At 63.1% G+C, this 19828-nt stretch carries 21 protein-coding genes; 9 read left to right on the top strand and 12 right to left on the bottom strand.

Going from position 1 to position 19828, the window contains the following annotated elements:
• The first annotated feature begins 6 nt into the window (after positions 1-6).
• Positions 7-2475, top strand: coding sequence for a circularly permuted type 2 ATP-grasp protein (locus tag WFR25_RS24230; RefSeq protein ID WP_336975037.1), 2469 nt, complete (start codon positions 7-9; stop codon positions 2473-2475).
• Positions 2472-3353 (top strand): transglutaminase family protein, encoded by an 882-nt coding sequence (locus WFR25_RS24225; RefSeq protein WP_336974405.1) that lies wholly within the window; start codon positions 2472-2474, stop codon positions 3351-3353. The genes WFR25_RS24230 and WFR25_RS24225 overlap by 4 nt, the downstream gene beginning before the upstream one ends.
• Here WFR25_RS24225 and WFR25_RS24220 read toward each other — a convergent pair.
• Both WFR25_RS24220 and WFR25_RS24215 read right to left on the bottom strand, forming a co-directional pair.
• Positions 3350-4717, bottom strand: coding sequence for a cytochrome P450 (locus WFR25_RS24220; RefSeq protein WP_336974402.1), 1368 nt, complete (start codon positions 4715-4717; stop codon positions 3350-3352). The two genes, WFR25_RS24225 and WFR25_RS24220, sit on opposite strands and share 4 nt — an antisense overlap.
• Positions 4714-5838, bottom strand: coding sequence for a hypothetical protein (locus tag WFR25_RS24215; RefSeq protein WP_336974401.1), 1125 nt, complete (start codon positions 5836-5838; stop codon positions 4714-4716). The genes WFR25_RS24220 and WFR25_RS24215 overlap by 4 nt, the downstream gene beginning before the upstream one ends.
• Before the next feature lie 21 nt (positions 5839-5859).
• Here WFR25_RS24215 and WFR25_RS24210 point away from each other — a divergent pair, with 21 nt between their 5' ends.
• Both WFR25_RS24210 and kdsA read left to right on the top strand, forming a co-directional pair.
• A complete protein-coding gene (locus tag WFR25_RS24210) occupies positions 5860-6153 on the top strand; it encodes a hypothetical protein (protein WP_336975036.1) in 294 nt (97 codons plus the stop codon).
• On the top strand, positions 6150-6986 hold the full coding sequence (gene kdsA / locus WFR25_RS24205; protein ID WP_336974399.1) for a 3-deoxy-8-phosphooctulonate synthase: 837 nt from the start codon (positions 6150-6152) through the stop codon (positions 6984-6986). The genes WFR25_RS24210 and kdsA overlap by 4 nt, the downstream gene beginning before the upstream one ends.
• On the opposite strand, the gene WFR25_RS24200 is transcribed toward kdsA, so the two are convergent.
• The 4 genes from WFR25_RS24200 to WFR25_RS24185 all read right to left on the bottom strand — a co-directional run bounded on the left by WFR25_RS24200 (position 6983) and on the right by WFR25_RS24185 (position 10153).
• Complete coding sequence (locus tag WFR25_RS24200; RefSeq protein WP_336974397.1) at positions 6983-7582, bottom strand: histidine phosphatase family protein; 600 nt, start codon at positions 7580-7582, stop codon at positions 6983-6985. The two genes, kdsA and WFR25_RS24200, sit on opposite strands and share 4 nt — an antisense overlap.
• Complete coding sequence (gene kdsB / locus WFR25_RS24195) at positions 7579-8379, bottom strand: 3-deoxy-manno-octulosonate cytidylyltransferase (protein WP_336975035.1); 801 nt, start codon at positions 8377-8379, stop codon at positions 7579-7581. The genes WFR25_RS24200 and kdsB overlap by 4 nt, the downstream gene beginning before the upstream one ends.
• 5 nt (positions 8380-8384) lie before the next feature.
• Positions 8385-9392 (bottom strand): KpsF/GutQ family sugar-phosphate isomerase, encoded by a 1008-nt coding sequence (locus WFR25_RS24190; RefSeq protein WP_336974395.1) that lies wholly within the window; start codon positions 9390-9392, stop codon positions 8385-8387.
• A 242-nt stretch (positions 9393-9634) separates the two neighbouring features.
• Complete coding sequence (locus WFR25_RS24185) at positions 9635-10153, bottom strand: flavin reductase family protein (RefSeq protein WP_336974394.1); 519 nt, start codon at positions 10151-10153, stop codon at positions 9635-9637.
• Between the two features lie 148 nt (positions 10154-10301).
• On the opposite strand from WFR25_RS24185, the gene WFR25_RS24180 reads away from it, so the two are divergent.
• Both WFR25_RS24180 and WFR25_RS24175 read left to right on the top strand, forming a co-directional pair.
• Positions 10302-11438 (top strand): GNAT family N-acetyltransferase, encoded by a 1137-nt coding sequence (locus tag WFR25_RS24180; RefSeq protein ID WP_336974393.1) that lies wholly within the window; start codon positions 10302-10304, stop codon positions 11436-11438.
• Positions 11435-12304: a cupin-like domain-containing protein gene (locus WFR25_RS24175; RefSeq protein WP_336974392.1), complete on the top strand. Its 870-nt coding sequence runs from the start codon at positions 11435-11437 to the stop codon at positions 12302-12304. The genes WFR25_RS24180 and WFR25_RS24175 overlap by 4 nt, the downstream gene beginning before the upstream one ends.
• Here the strand turns inward: WFR25_RS24175 and WFR25_RS24170 are convergent.
• The 3 genes from WFR25_RS24170 to bla are packed head-to-tail and all read right to left on the bottom strand — an operon-like array spanning position 12282 to position 14888.
• Positions 12282-13355 (bottom strand): GNAT family N-acetyltransferase, encoded by a 1074-nt coding sequence (locus tag WFR25_RS24170; RefSeq protein ID WP_336974391.1) that lies wholly within the window; start codon positions 13353-13355, stop codon positions 12282-12284. The genes WFR25_RS24175 and WFR25_RS24170 overlap by 23 nt on opposite strands.
• A gap of 36 nt (positions 13356-13391) precedes the next feature.
• Positions 13392-13757, bottom strand: coding sequence for an Mpo1-like protein (locus WFR25_RS24165; RefSeq protein WP_336974389.1), 366 nt, complete (start codon positions 13755-13757; stop codon positions 13392-13394).
• Between the two features lie 33 nt (positions 13758-13790).
• Positions 13791-14888, bottom strand: a complete 1098-nt coding sequence (gene bla, locus WFR25_RS24160) for a class A beta-lactamase (protein WP_336974387.1) — start codon at positions 14886-14888, stop codon at positions 13791-13793.
• A 91-nt stretch (positions 14889-14979) separates the two neighbouring features.
• Here bla and ung point away from each other — a divergent pair, with 91 nt between their 5' ends.
• Positions 14980-15672: a uracil-DNA glycosylase gene (gene ung / locus WFR25_RS24155; RefSeq protein ID WP_336974385.1), complete on the top strand. Its 693-nt coding sequence runs from the start codon at positions 14980-14982 to the stop codon at positions 15670-15672.
• Between the two features lie 116 nt (positions 15673-15788).
• Here the strand turns inward: ung and rpoZ are convergent, their stop codons facing one another.
• The gene (rpoZ, locus tag WFR25_RS24150) at positions 15789-16133 is read right to left on the bottom strand and encodes a DNA-directed RNA polymerase subunit omega (protein ID WP_336974383.1); all 345 of its coding nucleotides are present in this window, start codon (positions 16131-16133) and stop codon (positions 15789-15791) included.
• 118 nt (positions 16134-16251) lie between these two features.
• On the opposite strand from rpoZ, the gene WFR25_RS24145 reads away from it, so the two are divergent.
• Entirely contained in the window at positions 16252-17451 is a 1200-nt protein-coding gene (locus WFR25_RS24145; protein ID WP_336974380.1) for a phospholipase D-like domain-containing protein, read from the top strand.
• A 39-nt stretch (positions 17452-17490) separates the two neighbouring features.
• Here the strand turns inward: WFR25_RS24145 and WFR25_RS24140 are convergent, their stop codons facing one another.
• Together WFR25_RS24140 and WFR25_RS24135 are read right to left on the bottom strand one after the other, a co-directional pair.
• Entirely contained in the window at positions 17491-17880 is a 390-nt protein-coding gene (locus WFR25_RS24140) for a hypothetical protein (RefSeq protein WP_336974378.1), read from the bottom strand.
• A gap of 192 nt (positions 17881-18072) precedes the next feature.
• The gene (locus tag WFR25_RS24135; protein ID WP_336974375.1) at positions 18073-18903 is read right to left on the bottom strand and encodes a sulfite exporter TauE/SafE family protein; all 831 of its coding nucleotides are present in this window, start codon (positions 18901-18903) and stop codon (positions 18073-18075) included.
• A 384-nt stretch (positions 18904-19287) separates the two neighbouring features.
• Between WFR25_RS24135 and WFR25_RS24130 the strand changes: the two genes are divergently transcribed.
• On the top strand, positions 19288-19809 hold the full coding sequence (locus WFR25_RS24130; protein WP_336974374.1) for a DUF1993 domain-containing protein: 522 nt from the start codon (positions 19288-19290) through the stop codon (positions 19807-19809).
• The last annotated feature ends 19 nt before the right edge of the window (positions 19810-19828 follow it).

The raw sequence follows: 19828 nt of genomic DNA, 5'->3' as shown, positions 1-19828 counted from the left end.
GGCGTGATGGCAGCGACAACCCCGGTCTCGGACTGGGCGCAGGCCTATCTGGCGTCCGCGCCCGTTGGCGACATGGCGGCGTCCGCCACGGGTGCGCTGTCGGACCATTGGCGGACCCTGTTCGCGCGCCTGTCGAGCGTGGCGCAGGGCGATCCGGCGGCGCTGGCCGAAAAGGTCGCGCATCAGGCCGTCGATCTGGGCATGGCGTTCCGTGTCACCGGGGATGAGCAGGAGCGTGCCTGGCCGCTCAGCGCCGTGCCGCTGCTGATCGATGCGGACGAATGGGTGGGGATAGAGCGCGGTCTGGCCCAGCGCGCGGACCTGCTCGAACGGGTGATCGCCGATATTTACGGCGCCCAGTCGCTGATCGCCGATGGACGCCTGCCCGCGTCGGTCGTGACCGGCAGCCTGCATTACTGGCGGGTGATGAACGGCGCGCCGCCGCCTGCGGGGCATCACCTTCATTTCTACGCCGCCGATCTCGCGCGCGGGCCGGACGGTGAGTGGCGGGTGCTGGCCGACCGGGTTCGCACTCCCGTCGGCGTCGGCTATGCGCTGGAAAACCGGCTGGCCATGTCGCGCTCGACGGGCGATCTGTTGGGGGCGATGAACAGCCGCCGCCTCGCGCCCTTCTTCGCCGACCTGCGCGCGGGCCTTGCCGCCGACTGCGCGCGCAGCGATCCGCGCATCGGTTTGCTGACGCCGGGCCGCTTCAACCAGAGCTATGCCGAGCAGGCGCATCTCGCCCGCTATCTGGGCTTCGTGCTGGTAGAGGGCGACGATCTGGTCGTGACCGATGGACAGGCCTTCGTCCGCACCATCGAAGGGTTGAAACGGGTTGATGGCCTGTGGCGCTGGATGGACAGCCGCTTCCTTGATCCGCTGGCTTTTGACGGAGAATCGCGGATCGGCGTCCCCGACCTGTTCGACGCCTGCGCGCGCGGCGGCCTGATGCTGTCCAACTGGCCCGGTGCGGGCGTCATCGAATCGCGCGCCTTCGCCGCCTTCCTGCCGCGCCTGTCGCGTGCATTGCTGGGGGAGTCGCTGCTCCTGCCCAACATCGCGACCTGGTGGTGCGGTCAGCCGTCGGAGCGCGCCTATGTCGCGGAGCGGTTGGATGATCTGGTCATTGGCTCGGCATTCGGTCGTGAGGCGGCGGGGCTGGACGGGGTGCGCTCCGCGCCGGGTTCCACGCTGACCCCTGACGCCCGTGCGCGTCTGTTGGCGGCGATGGAGCGGCGGCCGATGGATTATGTGGGGCAGGAGGTCGTTCGCCTGTCCACCACGCCCGCCATCGTCGACGGACGCCTGACCCCGCTGCCCTTCACCCTGCGCGTCTTCGTGGCGCGTGACGACAAGGGGGGCTGGCGCATCATGCCCGGCGGTTTCGCGCGGCTGGCGGCTCATGGCGACATTCGCGCTGCGCTGATGGGCGAAGGGGATATGTCCGCCGATATGTGCGTCCTCGACGCGCAGCCTGTCCCCCCCGACACGTTGCTGGGCACCGGCGGCACGCCCGCCATCCGGCGCATCGGTGGAATGCTGCCGGCCAAGGCGGCGGATAATCTCTTCTGGCTGGGCCGTTATATCGAGCGGGCGGAAATGACCCTGCGCATGATCCGCGCCATTCTCGGTGGGTCGATCGAGGCGGATCTTGGCCCCGCCCTTGCCGCGCCGACAATGCGACGGCTGGTTGATCAACTCGTACTATGGGGCGCGGTGCGCGATCGCAATGCCCCGCTCGCGGCACTCTGCGCCACCGCGCTGGGCGATCCGATGCAACCGGGAAGCGTCCGGTCCATGATGGCATCGGTCGCCAATATCGGCGAAGGTCTGCGCGATCGGCTGGCCATAGATTTCTGGCGATTGATCCGGCGGCCCCTTCCGGCCCTCGACGGAGCGGTATCGGAGACGCTGCTCGACGCCTCCTCGCAACTGATCGATCGCATTTCCGCGCTGTCGGGCCTTGCTGCCGAAAATATGGGGCGGACCGAGGCATGGCGCTTCCACGACCTTGGCCGCCGGATTGAGCGTGCGGTCAATGGCTGCCGTCTGGCCGCGACATTCGGCGCGGATGAAGCCTCTGCCGATGATTTGACGGTGCTGCTCGACCTCAACGACAGCCAGCTATCCTACCGCAATCGCTATCTGACCGGCCCCTCTGTCCGCCCGGTGCGCGACATGGTGATGCTGGAACCGCACAACCCGCGCGCACTTGCTTTTCAGGTCGCGCGCATGGCCGATCATATCGCTGCCCTGCCGACGCTGGCGGTCGGTGGAATGCCGGAGCCGCCCCAGCGACTGGCGGGCGCACTGGTTGCGCGTCTCACGCCCATGACCGGGGATGATATGGGGATGGGCGATATTTTCGACGTCGAATCCCAGCTTCTGGCGCTCTCCGATGCCGTCGCCCAGCGCTATTTCCTGGACGTGCGGCGGGCGGAGAAAGTGGACGGGGCGGACCTCCTCTCATGATCTATGAGGTGCGGCATCGAACGCTGGTGCGCTATGGCGCGCGGGTGCGGCTGGCGCGCTTCAACCTGCGCCTGCGCCCCGCTGCCTGGCCGGGGCAATGGACCGCGGATTATGGCCTGACTGTCGATCCAGCGCCGCATCTGCTGGAGGAGCGGGCGGCCGCCTGGCCAGTCCATGTCGTGCGGGTGGCGATCGACAGCCCGTTGACCCAGCTCTCCATCGAAAGCCGGTTCCGCGCTGGCGTCAATTCCGCACCCATCACGCCGCAGTCCGACGATCCCACGATCGGGACTGTGGCGACGGCGGCACTCAACGACCGCGATATAGGTGCCCGCGCACCGGCCCATTATCTTTACGCCTCGCCGCGTGCGCCGCTGCTGGCCGAAATCGGCGCATGGGTGGGACAGGCACTTGAACCGGAGCGATCCATAGTCACCGCTGCGCTCGACCTTGCCCAGCGGATCAAAACCGAATTCGCCTATGTCCCCTTCGCCACCAATGCCCGCACCCCGGTGGAGGAGGCCTTTGCCGCCCGTCACGGCGTCTGTCAGGATTTCGCCCATGTGATGGTGGTCGCGCTGCGTCTGGCGGGGCTGCCCGCCGCCTATGTCAGCGGCTATCTCCGCACCGATCCGCCGCCGGGCAGGCCGCGCCTGATCGGTGCGGATGCGATGCACGCCTGGGTGATGCTATGGTGTGGCCCGACACGTGGCTGGGTCGGCTTCGATCCCACCAATGGCTGCATCACCGGCGACGCGCATCTGTTCGTGGCGATGGGCCGCGACTATGCCGATGTCGCGCCGATCGATGGATTGTTTGTCGGCGGGTCGGGTCAGACCATTCGGGCGATGGTCGATGTGATGCCGGTAGGCGCTTAGACCGCCTCGAACATCAGCGTCATGCCGGTGCGCGGGCGAATGGTCAGGCGGCTGATAGGCTCGGGCTTGAAACCGGGTGGGACGGACAGGCGATAGCGCCGCACGGCGGACGCGATCACCGTCATCACCTCCTGCTGCGCGAAACCCGCGCCCACGCATACGCGTGGTCCCCGGCCAAAGGGAAACCAGGCCTGCTTGGTCATCTCGGCATTGGCGGGATCGTCGAACCGGTCGGGATCGAAAGCATGGGGGCAGGCCCAATTATCCTTGTTGCGCTGGGTCAGCCAGGGAGCGACCACCAGCATCGCGCCCTCCTCCAGATGCTTGTCGCGCATGTCCATCGGGCAGGGCACTTCGCGGGGAAAGAAGGCAACGGGCGGATAGAGGCGCAGCGTCTCGCGGAAGACATTGCGCACCGCGCCCATTTCCTTGAGCATCGCTGCGGTCAGCGGGGCGTCGCCAGCGAGGCTGCTGACCTCCGCCCGAACACGGTCCTGAATATGCGCGCATTCCGCCAGCATATAGAGCGCCCAGGTCATGGTGCTGGCCGACGTTTCATGCCCCGCCAGAAAGATGGTCGACACCTGGTCCATCACCTGCTGAAAGGTGAAGGGCTCGCCGGTTTCGGGATGCTTCGCCTCGATCAGCGACTGCAAAATGTCGCGATGGGGCGCTTCGCCCGCGTCATGAAAGCCGTCGTAACGCGCCCGCACCACTGGCCGGAAAACGGCATGAATATCCTCGGCGGGCCTCTGCGAGCGTTTCTCGAACCAGCGCGCGGGCAGGCCGTAGAGCCGCAGCATGGAGGCGGAATGGGCCAGTCGCTGAAACTTGCCAAAGGCGTTGTGAATGATGAGCGATCGCTCCGCGTCCAGCGCTTGCGAAAACAGCGTGCGAAAGATGATGTCCGCCGCGACATGGGTCATCAGTGGATCAATGTCGACTGGCTTGGCTTTGTCGGCCGCGTCGATCCACGCCAGCAGGTCATCCGCCGCCGCGACCATCAGCGGCATCGACTTGGTCAGCGCGGTATGGGCGAAGGCCGGATTGACCATCGCCCGCTGATTTTCCCAATCCTCGCCATTGGCCGAAAAGACGCTGTTGCCGATCAACGGCGACAGGTTGCGGACCAGTTCGCGATGCTTGGGATAGGCGGTGCCGCCGCGCAATATCTTGTCCACCAGCGGCAGTTCGTTGGCGATATACATGATCTGGCCGGGCATCCGGATTTCGCCCATCTTCATCGTATAGCTTTTCTCGAACAGCACATGGATCCAGCTATGCCAGCCGGTCAGGAAGCGCTTGATCCGGGTACGCTTGTTTTTGGGCGGTTCGGGATAGGGCGGGGTGAAGGGCTGTTTCAAGGAATCGTCCTGAACTGCGCGATCGACTGGTCGATCGTCCGGCGGCTGGCCGTCAGGCCGATGAAATCGATGGGGGACAGGCGATCGCCGACCCGCAGATAATCGAAATGCGCCTGATATTTGTTCGCCCAGCCGCTATGATAATTTTCAGGCGTGTAGAACAGGTGGAAGCGCGGTGACAGCAGTTCGACATGCGGGCGGCTGGCCCCGCTGACCAGCCGAAATGGATGCACGTCGAAATAGGCTGCGCCGTCGGGGGGCGATGATATATCGACCAGCCGGAAATGCTTGTCCGCCAGCGCGCGCAGATCGTCATGATACCAGCGCGCATCCTTCCGCAGGGCCACCACCGGGACCACCTGTCCCAGCGTCACCAGCGTGAAACTGTCGGGTACACGCCCGCCGCGCCGCTCCAGGATGCGTCGCATCAGCGTCATGCCCAGGATCGTGCCATTGCTGTGGGTAAGGAGCAATATCTCGTCATAGGGTTCGTCGAGTTGGGCAGCGATCCGGTCGGCGAAATCGTTGATCCGCGCGTCCAGCTCCATCCCCGGTCCGCCCGCCGCCAGCCGATGATTGAAATACATGAAGCGCAGCAACCATGGCACGACCAGCTTGGCGAGAGGTTTGCCTGAAGCTGCGATGCCGATGCCAAGGCCGATCAGTGCCGCCGCCCAAGTTGGCAGGACCAGTCCCAGCGCAAGCCCCGCGACCAGCGCAAGGATCAGCGGAATCAACACGCCCAATATCGGCGGATAGAGGATGGTGATGACAGGGCCACGCCGCAATTTCAGCATTCGCCCGAACTGCATGAAGCGCGCATGTGCAAGATACGTCGCTATAGATCGCCAGACCAGCAGCGCCGGATTGCGAATCCAGACCTTCCCGATCAAATCTTCCCAACGTAAGAATTCATAGTCGGTGACCACCCCGGCAGCCTCATTCTCCACCGTCCAGAGAGCGGAACTGGCCGGTCCCGATCGTCGTCCGCTGACGATAAGATGCTCCCCCGAATGACGCTCATGCACGAGCGCCTGTTCGCGGTACATCTGATGATAGAATCGGACACCTCTGGGATCGAAACCGCCCAGGTAGAAGACTTTACGCTTGAATTTTTCCACTCGCCCCGCCCTAGTCGGATGATGACGACACCCGAACGCGATTACTGTTACTTTCTGGACCATAGAAAGTATAACCGCAACATCGGTTGCCGCCGCCACGACAATGCCTATGGCATAAATGGCGGTGGTAGCGAGCTTGATCGGTGGCGCGCTGACCGGGCGCTCTATCGGCATATGTGCGGGGAGGGCGATCCGATGGCGCTTCCCTCGCTACTCGCCTGCCTCATCTTCGGCTGGTTCTGCTGGAATTATCATCCCGGCAAGGGTCTATGGCGCGGCCAGCTTTTGCGCCGATTCGCAAAGGCTCCCAAATGAGCGAGATCCCCAAAGTGAATCATATCTCCGTCGGCACCGTCACCTTTGGCAACGACCTGCCCTTCGTCCTGATCAGCGGTCCCTGCCAGATCGAAAGCCGCGACCATAGCCTGTTCATGGCCGAAGCGCTGGTCGTGGCGGCGGATGCAGCGGGCGTGCCCTTTGTCTTCAAATCCTCCTTCGACAAGGCGAACCGGACATCGGTGTCCGGTCAGCGCGGCGTCGGCATCGACGCGGGGCTGCGCATATTGGCCGATGTCGGCGAAGCGTTCGGCTGCCCGGTGCTGACCGACATTCATGAAGCCGGACAGGTGGAAGCGGTGGCGCAGGCTGTCGATATTCTCCAGATCCCGGCTTTTCTCTGCCGCCAGACCGACCTGTTGCTTGCAGCCGGGCGCAGCGGCGCGGTGGTGAACGTTAAGAAGGGTCAGTTCCTGGCCCCGTGGGACATGGCTGCCGTTGCGCAGAAAGTGGCGTCCACGGGCAATGATCGCGTGTTGCTGACCGAACGGGGCGCGAGCTTTGGCTACAACACACTGGTCAGCGACATGCGGTCGCTGCCGATCATGGCGCAGACCGGCTTTCCAGTAATATTCGACGCCACCCATTCGGTGCAACAACCTGGCGGGCTTGGCAGCGCATCGGGCGGCCAAAGGGAATATGCCCCGGTTCTGGCGCGCAGTGCCGTCGCTGCGGGGGTCGCCGCGATTTTCGCCGAAGCGCATCAGGACCCTGACAACGCACCATCTGATGGCCCGGTGATGCTGCCGCTGGACTGGATGGGACCGATGCTGAAGCAACTCGCGGCGATCGACGCGCTGGTTAAAGCTTAGGCCTCCGGACGAATATCCCAGCCGGACAGGGTGGCTGCGCCGTTCGGGCCGATCGCCAATTCGCCATAGGCCCCAGTTCGTAGCTTGAGGCCATCGGTTGATGCGCCCAGCGCCAGCAAGGCGAAACGGGCCGCTCCATTGCTGGTAACAAGCAGATGGTCGCCCGCTGGTGTCTGACGGAAAAACGCCTGCCAGGCCGCGATCCGTGCCTCGGCATCGATAGCCCAGTCGGGCGGGGCGATGCCTTGCCGGTCCCAACGCTCGATCGCCTCTGTCCCGATACGCTCGATCACCGCATCTTCGGACTGACCCTCGTCCGGGCCGTGGTCGATCTCGTTCAGCCAGAGCAGCGTGCCGTCCGGCGCGAGGCGCAGGGCCGCACCGATCCGCTCCGCCGTTTCGCGCGCGCGCAGCAGGGGGCTGGAGAAGATGGCTGACACGGCCAGTCCACGCTTCGCGAAGTAAGCGCCCAGCCGGTCCGCCTGAGCGCGCCCGCTTTCCACCAGTGGCAGATCGGTGCCCGCCCCGATGCGCCGGGGCGTTTCGCCGGGGCCAAAGGTATTGCCGTGGCGAATGATGAAGATGCGGCCGTTCATCGTCCCGAATGCGGATCGCCATATTTGGCGATCAGCGCTTCCACGCGGGTGATGTCGGCCTCCGTATCGATACCCGAGCTGTCGAACGTGGCGGGCTGGACCTCGACCGTCGTCACCGGGATGCCCAGTTCCAGCAGGCGTAGCTGCTCAAGTCCTTCCAGCGTTTCCAGCATGGTCGGCGCTGTCGCCTCGAACCGCCGTAACGCTTCCAGCCGATAGGCATAGAGGCCCACATGCCGCCATACCGGCGAACGCGGCCCTGCGACGCGCAGCGCCTCCTCTCCCCGGATGGCAGGGATGATGGCCTTGGAGAACCAGAGCGCCCTGCCATCGGTCCCGCGCGCGCAGGTCGTGCCGCTGAAAGGGGAGCGGGTCTTGTGGTCCCGCAAGGCGTCGAGCGCTGTCCAGTCGAGGCTGATGACCGGCGTCGCCACCTCTGCCCCGTCGCGCAGCGCGGCAATGACGGCCGCCAGTGCGCCATGTGGTTGGAAAGGCGAGTCGCCTTGCAGATTGACGACGAATTCCGGGGGCTGACTCTGCGCCAGTGCGGCGGCGAGCGCGCGGCCCGATCCGGTTGCAATGGCGCTGTCGGTCATCACCACCGGGCAGTCGATAGCCTGTGCATGATCGGCGATTTCCGCGTCATCCGTTGCGACGATCAACCTGATACCCGCTTGCCCCGTCAAGGCAGCGCGGGCCATCGCGATCGTGCGATGCAGCAGGCTGACGCCCGCGATCAGACGCAGGGGTTTACGCGGAAGGCGGGACGATCCCGCCCGTGCGGGAATGGCGACGATTATGCTCAGGCGACCCCGGCGTGCAGCAGGTCATGCATATGCACCGCGCCCACCAGCTTGCCCTTCTCACAGACGAAGAGCAGCAGGACGTTGCGGTCATGCATCTCGCGCAGGGCATCCGAAGCCAGATCATCGGGACCGATCGAGAGTGGCGATAATGTCATGAAGCGACCGACTTCCACGGTCAGATCCTGCTTGCCGGTTACGGTGCGGCGCAGGTCGCCATCGGTAAAGGCGCCAATCAACTGCCCCTGTGCGTCGACGATCGCTGTGCCGCCCAGACGCGCTCGGGTCATTTCGATGGTCGCATCCAGCAGGGACGCATCCTCGCGCACGCGGGGCACATCCTCACCCGATGCCATCAGGTCGCGGATTTTCAGCAACTGCGCGCCCAAACGGCCATTGGGGTGAAATTTGTGGAAATCATCAGCGGAAAAACCGCGCATTTCCATCAGCGCGATTGCCAGCGCATCGCCAAAGGCCATCTGCACGGTCGTCGATGTTGTCGGCGCCAGTGCATTGGGGCAGGCTTCCTTGACGGCGGGCAGGCGAATATAGATGTCGGCGGCTTGCGCCACGGTGCTGCGCACCCTGGCCGTCATGCCTATCAGGGGAATAGCGAACCGCTTGCAATATTGGATGATCGGTCCGAGTTCGCTCGTTTCCCCGGAATGCGACAGCATCAGAACGACATCGTCCGGTGTCACCATGCCCAGATCGCCATGTCCAGCGTCAGCGGGATGCAGATAGATGGCTGGTGTCCCGGTAGAGGTTAGCGTCGCTGTCATCTTGCGCGCGACGATTCCACTCTTGCCCATGCCGGTAACGATTACGCGGCCGCGGATATTCATTACGAGTCCGACGAGGCGGGTAAAAGTCGCCGCGAATTCCGGCTCTGCAAATTGCGCTTCGAGGGCATTGACCCCCTTGGCCGCGATCGAAAGCGTTCGGCAGGCTGTTTCAATGATTCGACCGCCAGACCCGAATGGCACGATTTTCGTAGCTATCGACACGCGTTCACCCTTTTGTTTTCCACGCATTCCAGCCTCGACGGCTTGAATATGCGGGGACGGACGTCAAAAGACGCTTCGTCCCATTTTAAGTTCCGCGACCCTTACGCTGGCTCCGTTAACCAGCGTCCCCGGCGCAGGGTCTAACCCCGGCGCTATCGATATGGCAATCCATTATCGCAACTGCGAAAACAAAGCATGAAGACCAAGTCATTTATGCAACAGCATTTTCATGGCCGAGCGGGCTAATGTGCGTCCATTCCCGTCATTGGCGCAAATTGTCCATAGCCTCCCTTGAAGAACAGCAGGGGGCGTCCGTCGCGCTCTGTATTCAGCGCCTGCACTTCGCCCAGCACGATATGGTGATCTCCTGCTTCATGCACCGCATGAAGGGTGCAATCGATCCACGCCAGCGCGCCATCCAGGATCGGGGAACCGCCGTCCGACAGGCGATGGGGGATCGTGGCGAAGCGGTCTTCGCTGGGACGGGAAAAGGTGCGGCATACTTCCTCCTGATCATCGGCCAGGATGTTGACGCAGAAGCGCCCCGCCCGTTCGATCCGGGGCCAACTGGTCGATTTCTTGTCGGGAAAGAAGGCGACCAGGGGCGGATGCAACGACACGGAGGTGAACGAGCCGACCACCATGCCCGCCGACGTGCCTTCCGGCTCGACAGCCGTCACGACGCAGACCCCGGTTGGATAATGGCCAAGTATCTGGCGGAAGAATTTGCCTTCGATCGCGCTGTTCACTGTGGCTCCCATAGTCCGAATCATGCCTTTCCTGCCCTGATGCCGTGACGATGGGGCTATCGTCCAGCGGGAATATGGTGCCGTAACGGCTGATGGCCACATCCTGCCGCATAACCGTTGTTTAGCCATTCCCTAATCTTTCGAGGATAAAGGCTGGGGCATGGATATGGCTTCTCATCCCGCCGTTGCCGCTGATCAGGCGCGCGCCCTTGCCATTGGACAGCGGGCGCGCTGGGCGGATCTTGCTGCCCATGCTGCGGAACCGAACGCTTTTTATGCGCCCGCGATGTTGGGCGCGGCGCTCGATCATCTTGCAGCGCCTGGAACCGTGCGGCTGATAGAGGCGATGGAAAATGACCGGCTGATCGGCCTGCTGCCCGTTGCGATCATGCCCCGGCACGGCCGCCTGCCGATCGCCTGCGCGACCAATTGGACGCATCCTCATAGTTTTTTTGGCACGCCGCTCATCCGCGCAGGCTATGAGGCTGCTGCTTGGACCGCCTTCCTCGAAGAGTTGGACCGGGCGTTCTGGGCGCCGCATTTTTTGCATCTGAGTGGCCTCGATGCCGCCGGAGCGAATGCCGCGACGCTGGAGGCGGTTTGTACTCGTCAGGGGCGGGCGCGACGAGAAATACATCGCTACGACCGCGCGCTGCTGCGATCCGATCTGTCGGCGGACGCCTATTGGGAAGCCCATGTCAGAGCCAAGAAGCGCAAGGAAATCCGTCGCTTGCAAAAGCGGCTGGCGGAACTGGGAACGGTCGAGGAACGATTGTTGACCGACCGAGCCGATCTGGCGCGCTGGTGCGGGGAGTTTCTGGCGCTCGAATGCGCGGGATGGAAAGGCGCCGAAGGCACCGCCATGGCCTGTTCAGCCGCCCATACGGCTTTCTTCCGTGCCGCCTGCGCCGCCGCCTTCGATATGGGGCAGCTACATTTCCTGCGCGTCGATCTCGATGGCCGGGCGATCGCCATGCTGGTCAATTTCCGGCATCTGGACGGCGCCTTCTCCTTCAAAATTGCTTTTGACGAGGAAATGGGCCGCTTTTCGCCCGGTGTTCTTATTGAGATTGCGAACCTTGCCGCAGTGCAGGGCGATCCCACGATCGGTTGGATGGACAGTTGCGCCGCGCCCGATCATCCGATGATCGACAGCCTTTGGGCGGAGCGTCGTTCCATCGTGCAATATCGCGTGGCGCTGAAGGGGGCGGGGAGCATCCGCTTGCGCCGCGCCGCGGCCTTTGCCGCCGCCGACGGGGTCGAGCGGCTGGCCCGTCTGATAAGAGGACAAGCATGACCGTCCAGAGCCGTATCGCGCCCTCGCTTTCCGTCGCTTTTCCTGACAGCGCTCTCGCCATCTTCGACGCGGCTTATCCCGACAGGCCGGTCAAGCTCAATCACGGACTGGTCGGCCATGACCTGTTGACGCTCGACGCGCTGGCGTTGCTGGCCGAACGGATGCCGGCCACCAGCGTCGAATATAATCTGGGCAAGTTGCCGCTGGGTGTGCGGGCGGAAGATACGCCGACCAATGGCCTGACGCTGGGCGAGACGATCCGCACCATAGAGAGCAACGGTAGTTGGGCTGTTCTCAAGAATGTCGAGCAGGACGCAGCCTATGCCGCCCTGCTGGACGCGGCGCTGGCCGAACTGGAGCCGATCGTCGCGCGCAGCACCGGGCCGATGCTGCATCGGGAAGCGTTTATTTTCCTGTCCTCTCCGGGCAGCGTCACGCCTTTTCACATGGACCCGGAACATAATATCCTGCTTCAGATGCAGGGCGAAAAGACGATGACCGTCTTTCCCGCGCACGATGCCCTCACGGTGCCACCGGAGCAAAGCGAGCATTTCCACGGCGGCGGCCATCGCAACCTCCTGTGGAGCGATGATTTTGCCGGGCGAGGCACCGCCATCACCCTGTATCCCGGCGACGCGATTCATGTCCCGGTGAAGGCGCCGCATTTCGTGCAAAATGGGCCTGCCGTCTCGATCAGCCTTTCGATCACCTGGCGGTCGGAACGCAGCGTGGCCGAGGGTGAATTGCACAGCTTTAACGCCCTGCTCAGGCGTCGCGGCCTGCCCACCATCGGGGTGAGCGCGAAGCCCGAAGGTCAGTGGATAAAACGGCTGCTCTATCGCGTCATGCGGAAGCTGGGCGTTTAAGCAGGCGGCGCAGCAGCGCTTCTGCTTCCAGCCGGGGCGCGAAACGCTCCAGCACCCACCATTCCAGGCTCTCCTCGCGCGTGGCCAGACTGGCCTTGTACCGATCCTTGCCTGCCAGCAGCGAATAGAGCGACAGGCCGCGGGCGGCATAATCTGCGACCGCCGCCGCGTGGCACAGCAGGCCCGGCTTGTCCTTGGATGAGGCGGGCGCGACGAAGGCCGACTGATAATTCATGGCCTGACCGCGATAGACGAAATTGACGAGCAGGCCGACACACCCCGTGCCGTCCGTCAACCGCAGCATTTCCACCTCGCCATTGCCAAGGCCACGTAACGCCAGCGTCGTGACAAAGCGGCAAAAGGCCGGATCATCCCAGGCATTGTCAGCATGACGGCCGCTGTTGAGCGCCTGCATCTCTTCGACCCAGACGGTTATGTCTGCCTCGCTCGCCGCCCGTGTCACAACAGGCAGCGCGCCGCCGCGATCCTTCATCGCCCGGCGGATCTGGCTGCGCGTATTAGCGCTGAGCAACGAGAGATAATCGCCCTGTGCCCCCCGCACGGCCTCCAGATCAACCTGATAGACCGGGGAGGCATCGACCCGCACCGCGCGCCGCTGGGGCAGCGCCAGCAGCGGCGTTTCGGGGGCGATGCCACTGAGGCGGAACGCGCGCCAGTCGTGCCGACGATTGATCGCGGACAGGGCCGCATGGGTCGCGGCCTCTTCCGATCCCGCCGCTGTCAGCAGGTCGTTATATTCGACGAAGGCCCGGTCCGCGCTCGCATCGCCCGACTGGTTGAGCGAAAGGGTCGCCGCTCGGCCCAGCAGGCGCGGGGCCATGGCATGGCCGATCAGCGCCAGCGCGATCTCCTGTCCATCGCCGTCGGTGATCGACAGCAGTTCAGGGCGCACGGCGTAGCTTTCGAGCCAGGAACCAACCCAGGTCCAACCGATGAAAAAGCTGCCATTCCCAAGCGCCTCCAGCGTCTGCCAGCGCGTGGCAAGGACGTCTTTGTCGGGCAAAAGAGTGAAATGCGCTGTGACCGCCATCGCGCCTCTTGTGGCGACGCGGCGCGGCCCGTCAAGTCAATAGCGGAGGCGCAACGCGGGATCGACCGTGCCATCAGCGCGAACGCCCGCGCGCCGCAGGTCGCGTGGCATGTGCCCGATAACGAAGCGATAGAACATGACGAAGTCGGCGCGCAGCGACCAGAGCGGATAACGGAAGGTTGCAGGCCTGTTATGCTCCACCAGGCCATGTGCGGCCCAGGCGAAGCCATAGCCTGCAATGGGTAATGCCGTCAGCGCAAAGCGTCCGGGCAGGAAGGGCATGCCGGCGAGAAGAGCGATGACCAGCCCGGTCCCCGCATAATGGAGTGCGCGAGTCGCGGGGCGAGCATGTTCCTGAAGGTAAAAAGGCCAGAAATCGGCAAATCGCGTCGCTCGTGCCAAGACTGTCCTCCCGATCTTATTGCCCGATCAATCCTAACCGATACGATGCGATCGGGACAGGCCTGCCACCTTCGGGTCGTCCCGTCTTTCGGGCGAAAAGAGGAAATAGTCATAGGCCGCGCGTGCCGCGTGGGCGATGATCTGGTCGCGGCTTTGATGCCCTTTGCTGTCCTTCATCACAAAGACGGTCATGGCGATCATCTGGCCATTGGGCAGGGTGATGATGCCAACATCGTTGCCGGTACCGTTCAGCGATCCGGTCTTGTGCGCGACGCTGGTGCCCGGCGGCAACATGCCCTTCAATCGCAGTGGCCCGGTCTTGCAACGATCCATGATGGCCAGCAGCGTCGCCGTTGTGGCCGGTTTCAGCAGCTTGCCGGTCCGCAGGGCGGTGACGAGCGCATTCATGGCCAGCGGCGTCGCGGTATCGCGCGGGTCTTGCGCGAAGGCGATGTTGGGCAGGTCGCGCGCATCGCGTTGGCGCAGGGCTGGATCAGCCTGAAGCGCCGCCTGCACATTGGCCTGGAAGCTTCCGGTTTTCGGCGCGATGCCCATTGCACGATACAGGAGTTGCGCGGTGTTGCTGTCGACCCGCAGGTCCCGCACCCTGGTCGATTTGACCCAGGCATTCACGGCCTGCGCGCCGCCAGCCTGCAACACCAATATGTCGGTCGCGCTGTTATCACTGCGCGTCATCATCAGATCGATCAGAGTGTAGATGGACAGTGCTGCCCCCTTGTGTGGCAGCAGGTCGGCGATTCCCGCCGATGCCATCATCGCCTGATCGACGATGATGATCTGATCGAGCGACAGTTCGCCCGCATCGACCATGGAGAGGATTTTGCCCGCCACCGCGACCTTATAGGCGCTGGCCATGGGGAAGAGCGTGTGGCCGTTGACCTCGATCGTCTCGCCGGTGCCCAAATTCTGGATCGCGATGCCCACCGTGCCGTTCGACATGGTGGCGAAACGGGTGAGTTCGGCCAGCAAATGCGCCTTTGCCGACTGCGCCACAGCGCTGGCGGGGGCGGGGCCGAAGGCATCTGCCCTGGGTAGCGGCGCGGTGAAGAGGCCAAAGGCGAGAAGCAGGCCCAGAACGGGACGGGCGGAAAATGGGAGGGGAGTACGCATTCCGTCCTCCTTTCCCGATCGGAAGGTGCAGGGCAAGGGGGTTGGAGGGCGCAATTGACTTGGGGCTATGGCCCGGTTCATGACATTGGGCATGAACGACAGGATCAAGTTGCACGAAAGCTGGCGCGCGCCGTTGGCGAACGAGTTCGAAAAGCCTCATATGGCAGCGCTCAAGCACTTTCTGGAAGCCGAAAAGGCGGCGGGTAAGCAGATATTCCCGAAGGGCGCCGACTATTTTCGGGCACTGGACCTGACTCCGCTCGATTCGGTGAAAGTCGTCATATTGGGGCAGGACCCCTATCATGGACCGGGACAGGCGCATGGCCTGTGCTTCAGCGTTCAGCCAGGCGTTCGGACGCCGCCTTCATTGGTGAACATCTACAAGGAAATGCAGAGCGATCTGGGTATCCCGCCCGCGCGCCATGGTTTTCTCGAACATTGGGCCAAGCAGGGTGTGCTGCTGCTCAATAATGTCCTCACCGTAGAGATGGGGCAAGCCGCGTCGCACAAGGGGCGCGGCTGGGAACAGTTCACCGACGCGGTAATTGCGCAGGTCAATGCAAAGATCGACCCGGTGGTTTTTCTGCTTTGGGGCGCCCATGCTCAGCGGAAGGCGGCGGCGGTGGATGAAAGCCGCCATCTGGTCCTGAAGTCCGCGCACCCCTCGCCGCTGTCGGCGCATAATGGCTTCCTGGGGTCGCGGCCTTTCTCAAAAACCAATGCTTTTCTGGAGGCAAAGGGTCGCGGCGCGGTCGACTGGGCGCTGCCTGCGGTGGCGGGTTAGCGATTCAAGGGTCTTCCAGAACGGATCGAGGCCCGGTCCCGCTTGCGCGGGCCGAGCCTCATTCCTCTCCGAACCGTTTGACGGCATCAGCCGCCGAAATGGATCAGCAATGCAAATCAGCCGTCGTAGTCGCCGCCGATATTCTGGTTGCGTGGCGGAGCCGCAGCAGTCAGGCGCAAGGCTTCGGCCGACTGCGCGATCGAGCCGATTTCGTCCGGCGTATCGTCGTCGTCCATCTGCACCTTCTGCAGAGAGATGATCGCCGAATCATGCAAATCGGCGGGCAGAACGGTTTCCTCGGCAATCTCGCGCAGGGCGACGACCGGATTCTTGTCGCGGTCCCGATCTACGGTCAGCTCGGCGCCGCCGGAAATCTCACGGGCGCGCTGAGCGGCCAGCAGGACGAGGTCAAAACGGTTGGTAACCTTGTCGACGCAATCTTCGACAGTGACGCGGGCCAATAGGGCCTCCTGAAACTAAAGGATTCTTGGACCAGCGCCTACGCAGGCTTGGTCCTAGAGTCAAGGAAAAGGCCACAAAGCCGGTGGCGTGCCGGACCAAAGCCGGGCATGAGGGGATATGGCGACCAGGGATCAGGCACAAGCCGGGGCGGTGGAGGACATCGCCCGCACGCTGGAGGGGAACAGGCTGCGGCTGATCGAGAGCGGTCCAGAACTGCGCGCGGCGCTGCTCGACCTGATCGCACGGGCGCGGCAGAGCCTTAAACTCTATTATTATATCTTCGCCAGTGACGTGAGCGGGAAGATGGTCCGCGATGCGCTGATTGCTGCGCGTGGGCGAGGTGTTGCCGTGACGCTGATGGTCGATGCGTTCGGCAGCGGATCGACCCCACAGGTATTTTTCGACCCTCTGGTGGCGGCGGGTGGGCATTTCGCCTGGTTCGGCGCCAAGCGATCGACGCGCTACCTGATCCGCAATCATCAGAAGATGGCGATTGCGGACGATGCCCATGTGCTGATCGGCGGTTTCAATGTCGCCGACGACTATTTTGGCACGGCGCAGGAGGATTGTTGGGCAGACCTGGGGTTGATGGTCGATGGACCGCAGGCCGAAGCGATGGTCCGCTGGTACGGACAGGTTTGGCGCTGGGCGGCAAGCCGCAAGCAGAGTTTCCGCACTTTGCGCGCAATGGTGCGGCATTGGCATCCGGCGGCGCATCATGAAGGCCCCAGCGCGTTCCGCTGGCTTATTGGCGGGCCGACCCGACGCCTTAGCCCCTGGGCGCAGGTGGTGAAGCATGATCTGGAGCGGGCGAAGCGGCTGGACATGATCGCAGCCTATTTCTCGCCGGGACGGGGCATGTTGAAGCGGATAGCGCGGGTCGCACAGCGTAAGGGCGCGCGGCTGGTCTTCGCATCACGCTCGGACAATGGCGCAACGGTCGCGGCAACACGGCTAATCTATGGCTGGTTGCTCAAGCGCGGCGTGGAGATCCACGAATATCAGCCGTGCAAGCTGCACATGAAGCTGATTGTCATTGATGATGCGGTGTTTGTGGGGTCAGCCAATTTCGATATGCGCTCGCTGTTTCTGAACCTGGAACTGATGCTGCGGATCGAGGACAAGGATTTCGCCGCGGCGGTGCGGGGACTGATCGACCGGCGGGTTGGGGAGAGTGGCGAAATCACGCTTGCCTCGCATCAGGCATCGCGTGGTTTGTTGACCGCGCTGAAGGGCTGGATCAGCTATCTGCTGGTGGGCGTGCTGGATTATACGGTGACGCGGCGGTTGAACTTCCGCGACCCCGATGCGGACTGAAAAGGGCCGGGGCGCGATGACCCCGGCGTCCGTTTCAGTTCAGCGACCCGCGTCGGCAATCAGGCGGACCTCGCCAACCGGATAGCCCTTTTCGCGCATTTCCTTGGCATAGTCCTTGCGTGCATCGACCATTTCCGAGCGATATTCTTCCCAGGCGTCGCGGCGGTCCTCCGTATCGCTGGCGCCTGCCATATCCTTGGTGAATTCCTTGCGGGCCTCGGCAATGTCGGTTTCGTAGTTGAACCAATAATTGTTGGTAACGCCCGCAATGGGCCTTTGCAGGACCATGCCGGTTTCGGCGCGGGCCAGCGCTTCCTCATGGCTGATCGGGCGGCCGTCATAGGCGGCTTCCGATTGAGCGATGGCGGAGGGTGCGGACACGCCGGCCGCAAGCGCGGCGATGGCGGCTAGAGCAGTTGTGCGGTTCATGGCTTCACTCCCTTGATTTGGACGGTGATTGGATCGCCGTCAGACAAGGGGAGAACGCCTGAGTTGTAGGAGATTGTGCCTGAACGAATGTGCAGAAAGGATGAGGTGAGGGGAAGGGGCGGTGAACGGAAAAGGGGAATGGTCGTCCTGAAACGACCATTCCCCTTATATTTCAGAATATTGATGGAAAGGTTACATTTTCAGCGCGTTCTTCAACATGATCACCGCGATGATGACCAGATAGACGCCGAACACGCGCTTGAGGATGTGCGCGGGCAGATTGTGCGCGGCGGCGACGCCCAGCGGGGCGGTCAGCACCGACATCGATGCGATGGCGAGCGTGGCGGGCACGTTCACATAACCCAGCGATCCCCAGGGCAGGCCCGTTTCCTTCAGGCCGATCAGCGCAAAGCCGATGGCGCTGGGGATGGCGATCAGCGTGCCGATGCCCGACGCGGTGGCAATGGCGCGGTGAATGGAGCGGCCGCACAGCGTCATCACCATGATCGCGATGGTGCCGCCGCCGATGCCGAGCAGCGCGGAAAATGTACCAAGACCGCCGGCGATGCCGACACGGGCGATGCCGCCGGGCATGGTGTCGCTGATGACCTTGCCGCCCAGCTTGGGCACCAGGAAATTGAGCGACATGCAGAACACGCCGATCGCGAAGATCATGGTCAGCACCTTGCCGTCGACATGGCCCGCCAGCAGCACGCCCACGCCGTCGCCCAGGATGATCCAGGGCGCCCAGGTCCGCAATATCTCAAACTCCACCGCGCCGCGCTTGGCATGGGCCAGCAGCGAGCGGATCGAGGTGACGATGATGGTCGCGGCCGATGTGCCGATGGCGACATGGGCGATGGCGTCATGGGTGCCGCCCAGCAGCGGCAGGACGATGAACAGCGCGGGCACGACGACAAAACCGCCGCCAATGCCGAAAATGCCCGCGGCAAAGCCCGCGAACAGGCCAGCGGCCAGCATGGAGATCAGCGGAACGGCCAAGGACATCATATCGCCCTGCATCACACAGCCCCTTTCATCGGCGACCGTGCGCCGGGGACGATGCTGGGGCGCGCGCCTGTACGGGGCAAGGCGAGGAACATTTTTCGGTTGAGCATGGTGCGGACTCGATGCCTCTTCTTCGGCAGAACGGTAAAGCGACAGGGCAAAGTATCAGCGGCCCCGGCAAGAGAGACGAACGAGGGCGGCAAACCCGCAAGCCATGAAACAGGAAATGCGAGTGGTTGGGCAGGGTATATTGGGCGCGGGTATCAGGTCCGCTGTCCGCAAGCCCGGATCGTAGAGGGGTACCCGCCAATCACCGAAGGGGACCATTTCACATCATCTGGAACTTCACGCCGATATGGCGCTATGTCCATATACCTGAACAACAGAGAGAGATTGTAGATGTCCCTGACGCTATATGCAGCCGTGGTGCCGCCTTTTCAAAAAATGCTGGGAAATGTTCGCGCGCTGCTGGACAAAGCGGAAGCCCATTGCGCGGCACAGGGGATTGCCAACGAAAACATGCTTCAGGCGCATCTGGCTCCCGACATGCTACCGTTTGCCTACCAAGTAAAATCGACCGTCGTGCACTCGCTGGGTGCTCTTGAAGGCGTACGGAAGGGCCTGTTCTCGCCGGACATGACGCCGCCGGGTGAAACCTTCGCCGCCCTTGCCGAAAAAGTTGATGACGCACGAGACGTTCTGGCCGGTTTGGACCCGGAAGAGATTAATAGCTTTGAAGGGCACCCGATGCGGTTCGAAATCAAAGCCTATCATGCCGATTTCCTGGCGGAGGGGTTTCTGCTGACCTTTTCAATCCCGAACTTTTATTTTCATGTCGCCACGGCATACGACATCCTGCGCATGAAGGGCGTGGCGATTGGTAAGGTCGACTATCTTGGACAGTTCCCGCTGAAGAAATAGCTGACGGTCTTTTCATTTT

It is taken from the genome of Sphingobium aromaticiconvertens (assembly GCF_037154075.1).
Taxonomy (GTDB): Bacteria; Pseudomonadota; Alphaproteobacteria; order Sphingomonadales; family Sphingomonadaceae; genus Sphingobium; species Sphingobium aromaticiconvertens.
This window is presented reverse-complemented; position numbering and strand designations above follow the sequence as displayed.

Coding starts and splice junctions, on each gene's coding strand:
- WFR25_RS24230 (WP_336975037.1), top strand. CDS start 7: ATGGCAGCGACAACCCCGGTCTCGGACTGGGCGCAGGCCTATCTGGCG.
- WFR25_RS24225 (WP_336974405.1), top strand. CDS start 2,472: ATGATCTATGAGGTGCGGCATCGAACGCTGGTGCGCTATGGCGCGCGG.
- WFR25_RS24210 (WP_336975036.1), top strand. CDS start 5,860: ATGACGACACCCGAACGCGATTACTGTTACTTTCTGGACCATAGAAAG.
- kdsA (WP_336974399.1), top strand. CDS start 6,150: ATGAGCGAGATCCCCAAAGTGAATCATATCTCCGTCGGCACCGTCACC.
- WFR25_RS24200 (WP_336974397.1), bottom strand. CDS start 7,582: ATGAACGGCCGCATCTTCATCATTCGCCACGGCAATACCTTTGGCCCC.
- WFR25_RS24185 (WP_336974394.1), bottom strand. CDS start 10,153: ATGGGAGCCACAGTGAACAGCGCGATCGAAGGCAAATTCTTCCGCCAG.
- WFR25_RS24180 (WP_336974393.1), top strand. CDS start 10,302: ATGGATATGGCTTCTCATCCCGCCGTTGCCGCTGATCAGGCGCGCGCC.
- WFR25_RS24175 (WP_336974392.1), top strand. CDS start 11,435: ATGACCGTCCAGAGCCGTATCGCGCCCTCGCTTTCCGTCGCTTTTCCT.
- WFR25_RS24170 (WP_336974391.1), bottom strand. CDS start 13,355: ATGGCGGTCACAGCGCATTTCACTCTTTTGCCCGACAAAGACGTCCTT.
- bla (WP_336974387.1), bottom strand. CDS start 14,888: ATGCGTACTCCCCTCCCATTTTCCGCCCGTCCCGTTCTGGGCCTGCTT.
- ung (WP_336974385.1), top strand. CDS start 14,980: ATGAACGACAGGATCAAGTTGCACGAAAGCTGGCGCGCGCCGTTGGCG.
- WFR25_RS24145 (WP_336974380.1), top strand. CDS start 16,252: ATGGCGACCAGGGATCAGGCACAAGCCGGGGCGGTGGAGGACATCGCC.
- WFR25_RS24140 (WP_336974378.1), bottom strand. CDS start 17,880: ATGAACCGCACAACTGCTCTAGCCGCCATCGCCGCGCTTGCGGCCGGC.
- WFR25_RS24135 (WP_336974375.1), bottom strand. CDS start 18,903: ATGCAGGGCGATATGATGTCCTTGGCCGTTCCGCTGATCTCCATGCTG.
- WFR25_RS24130 (WP_336974374.1), top strand. CDS start 19,288: ATGTCCCTGACGCTATATGCAGCCGTGGTGCCGCCTTTTCAAAAAATG.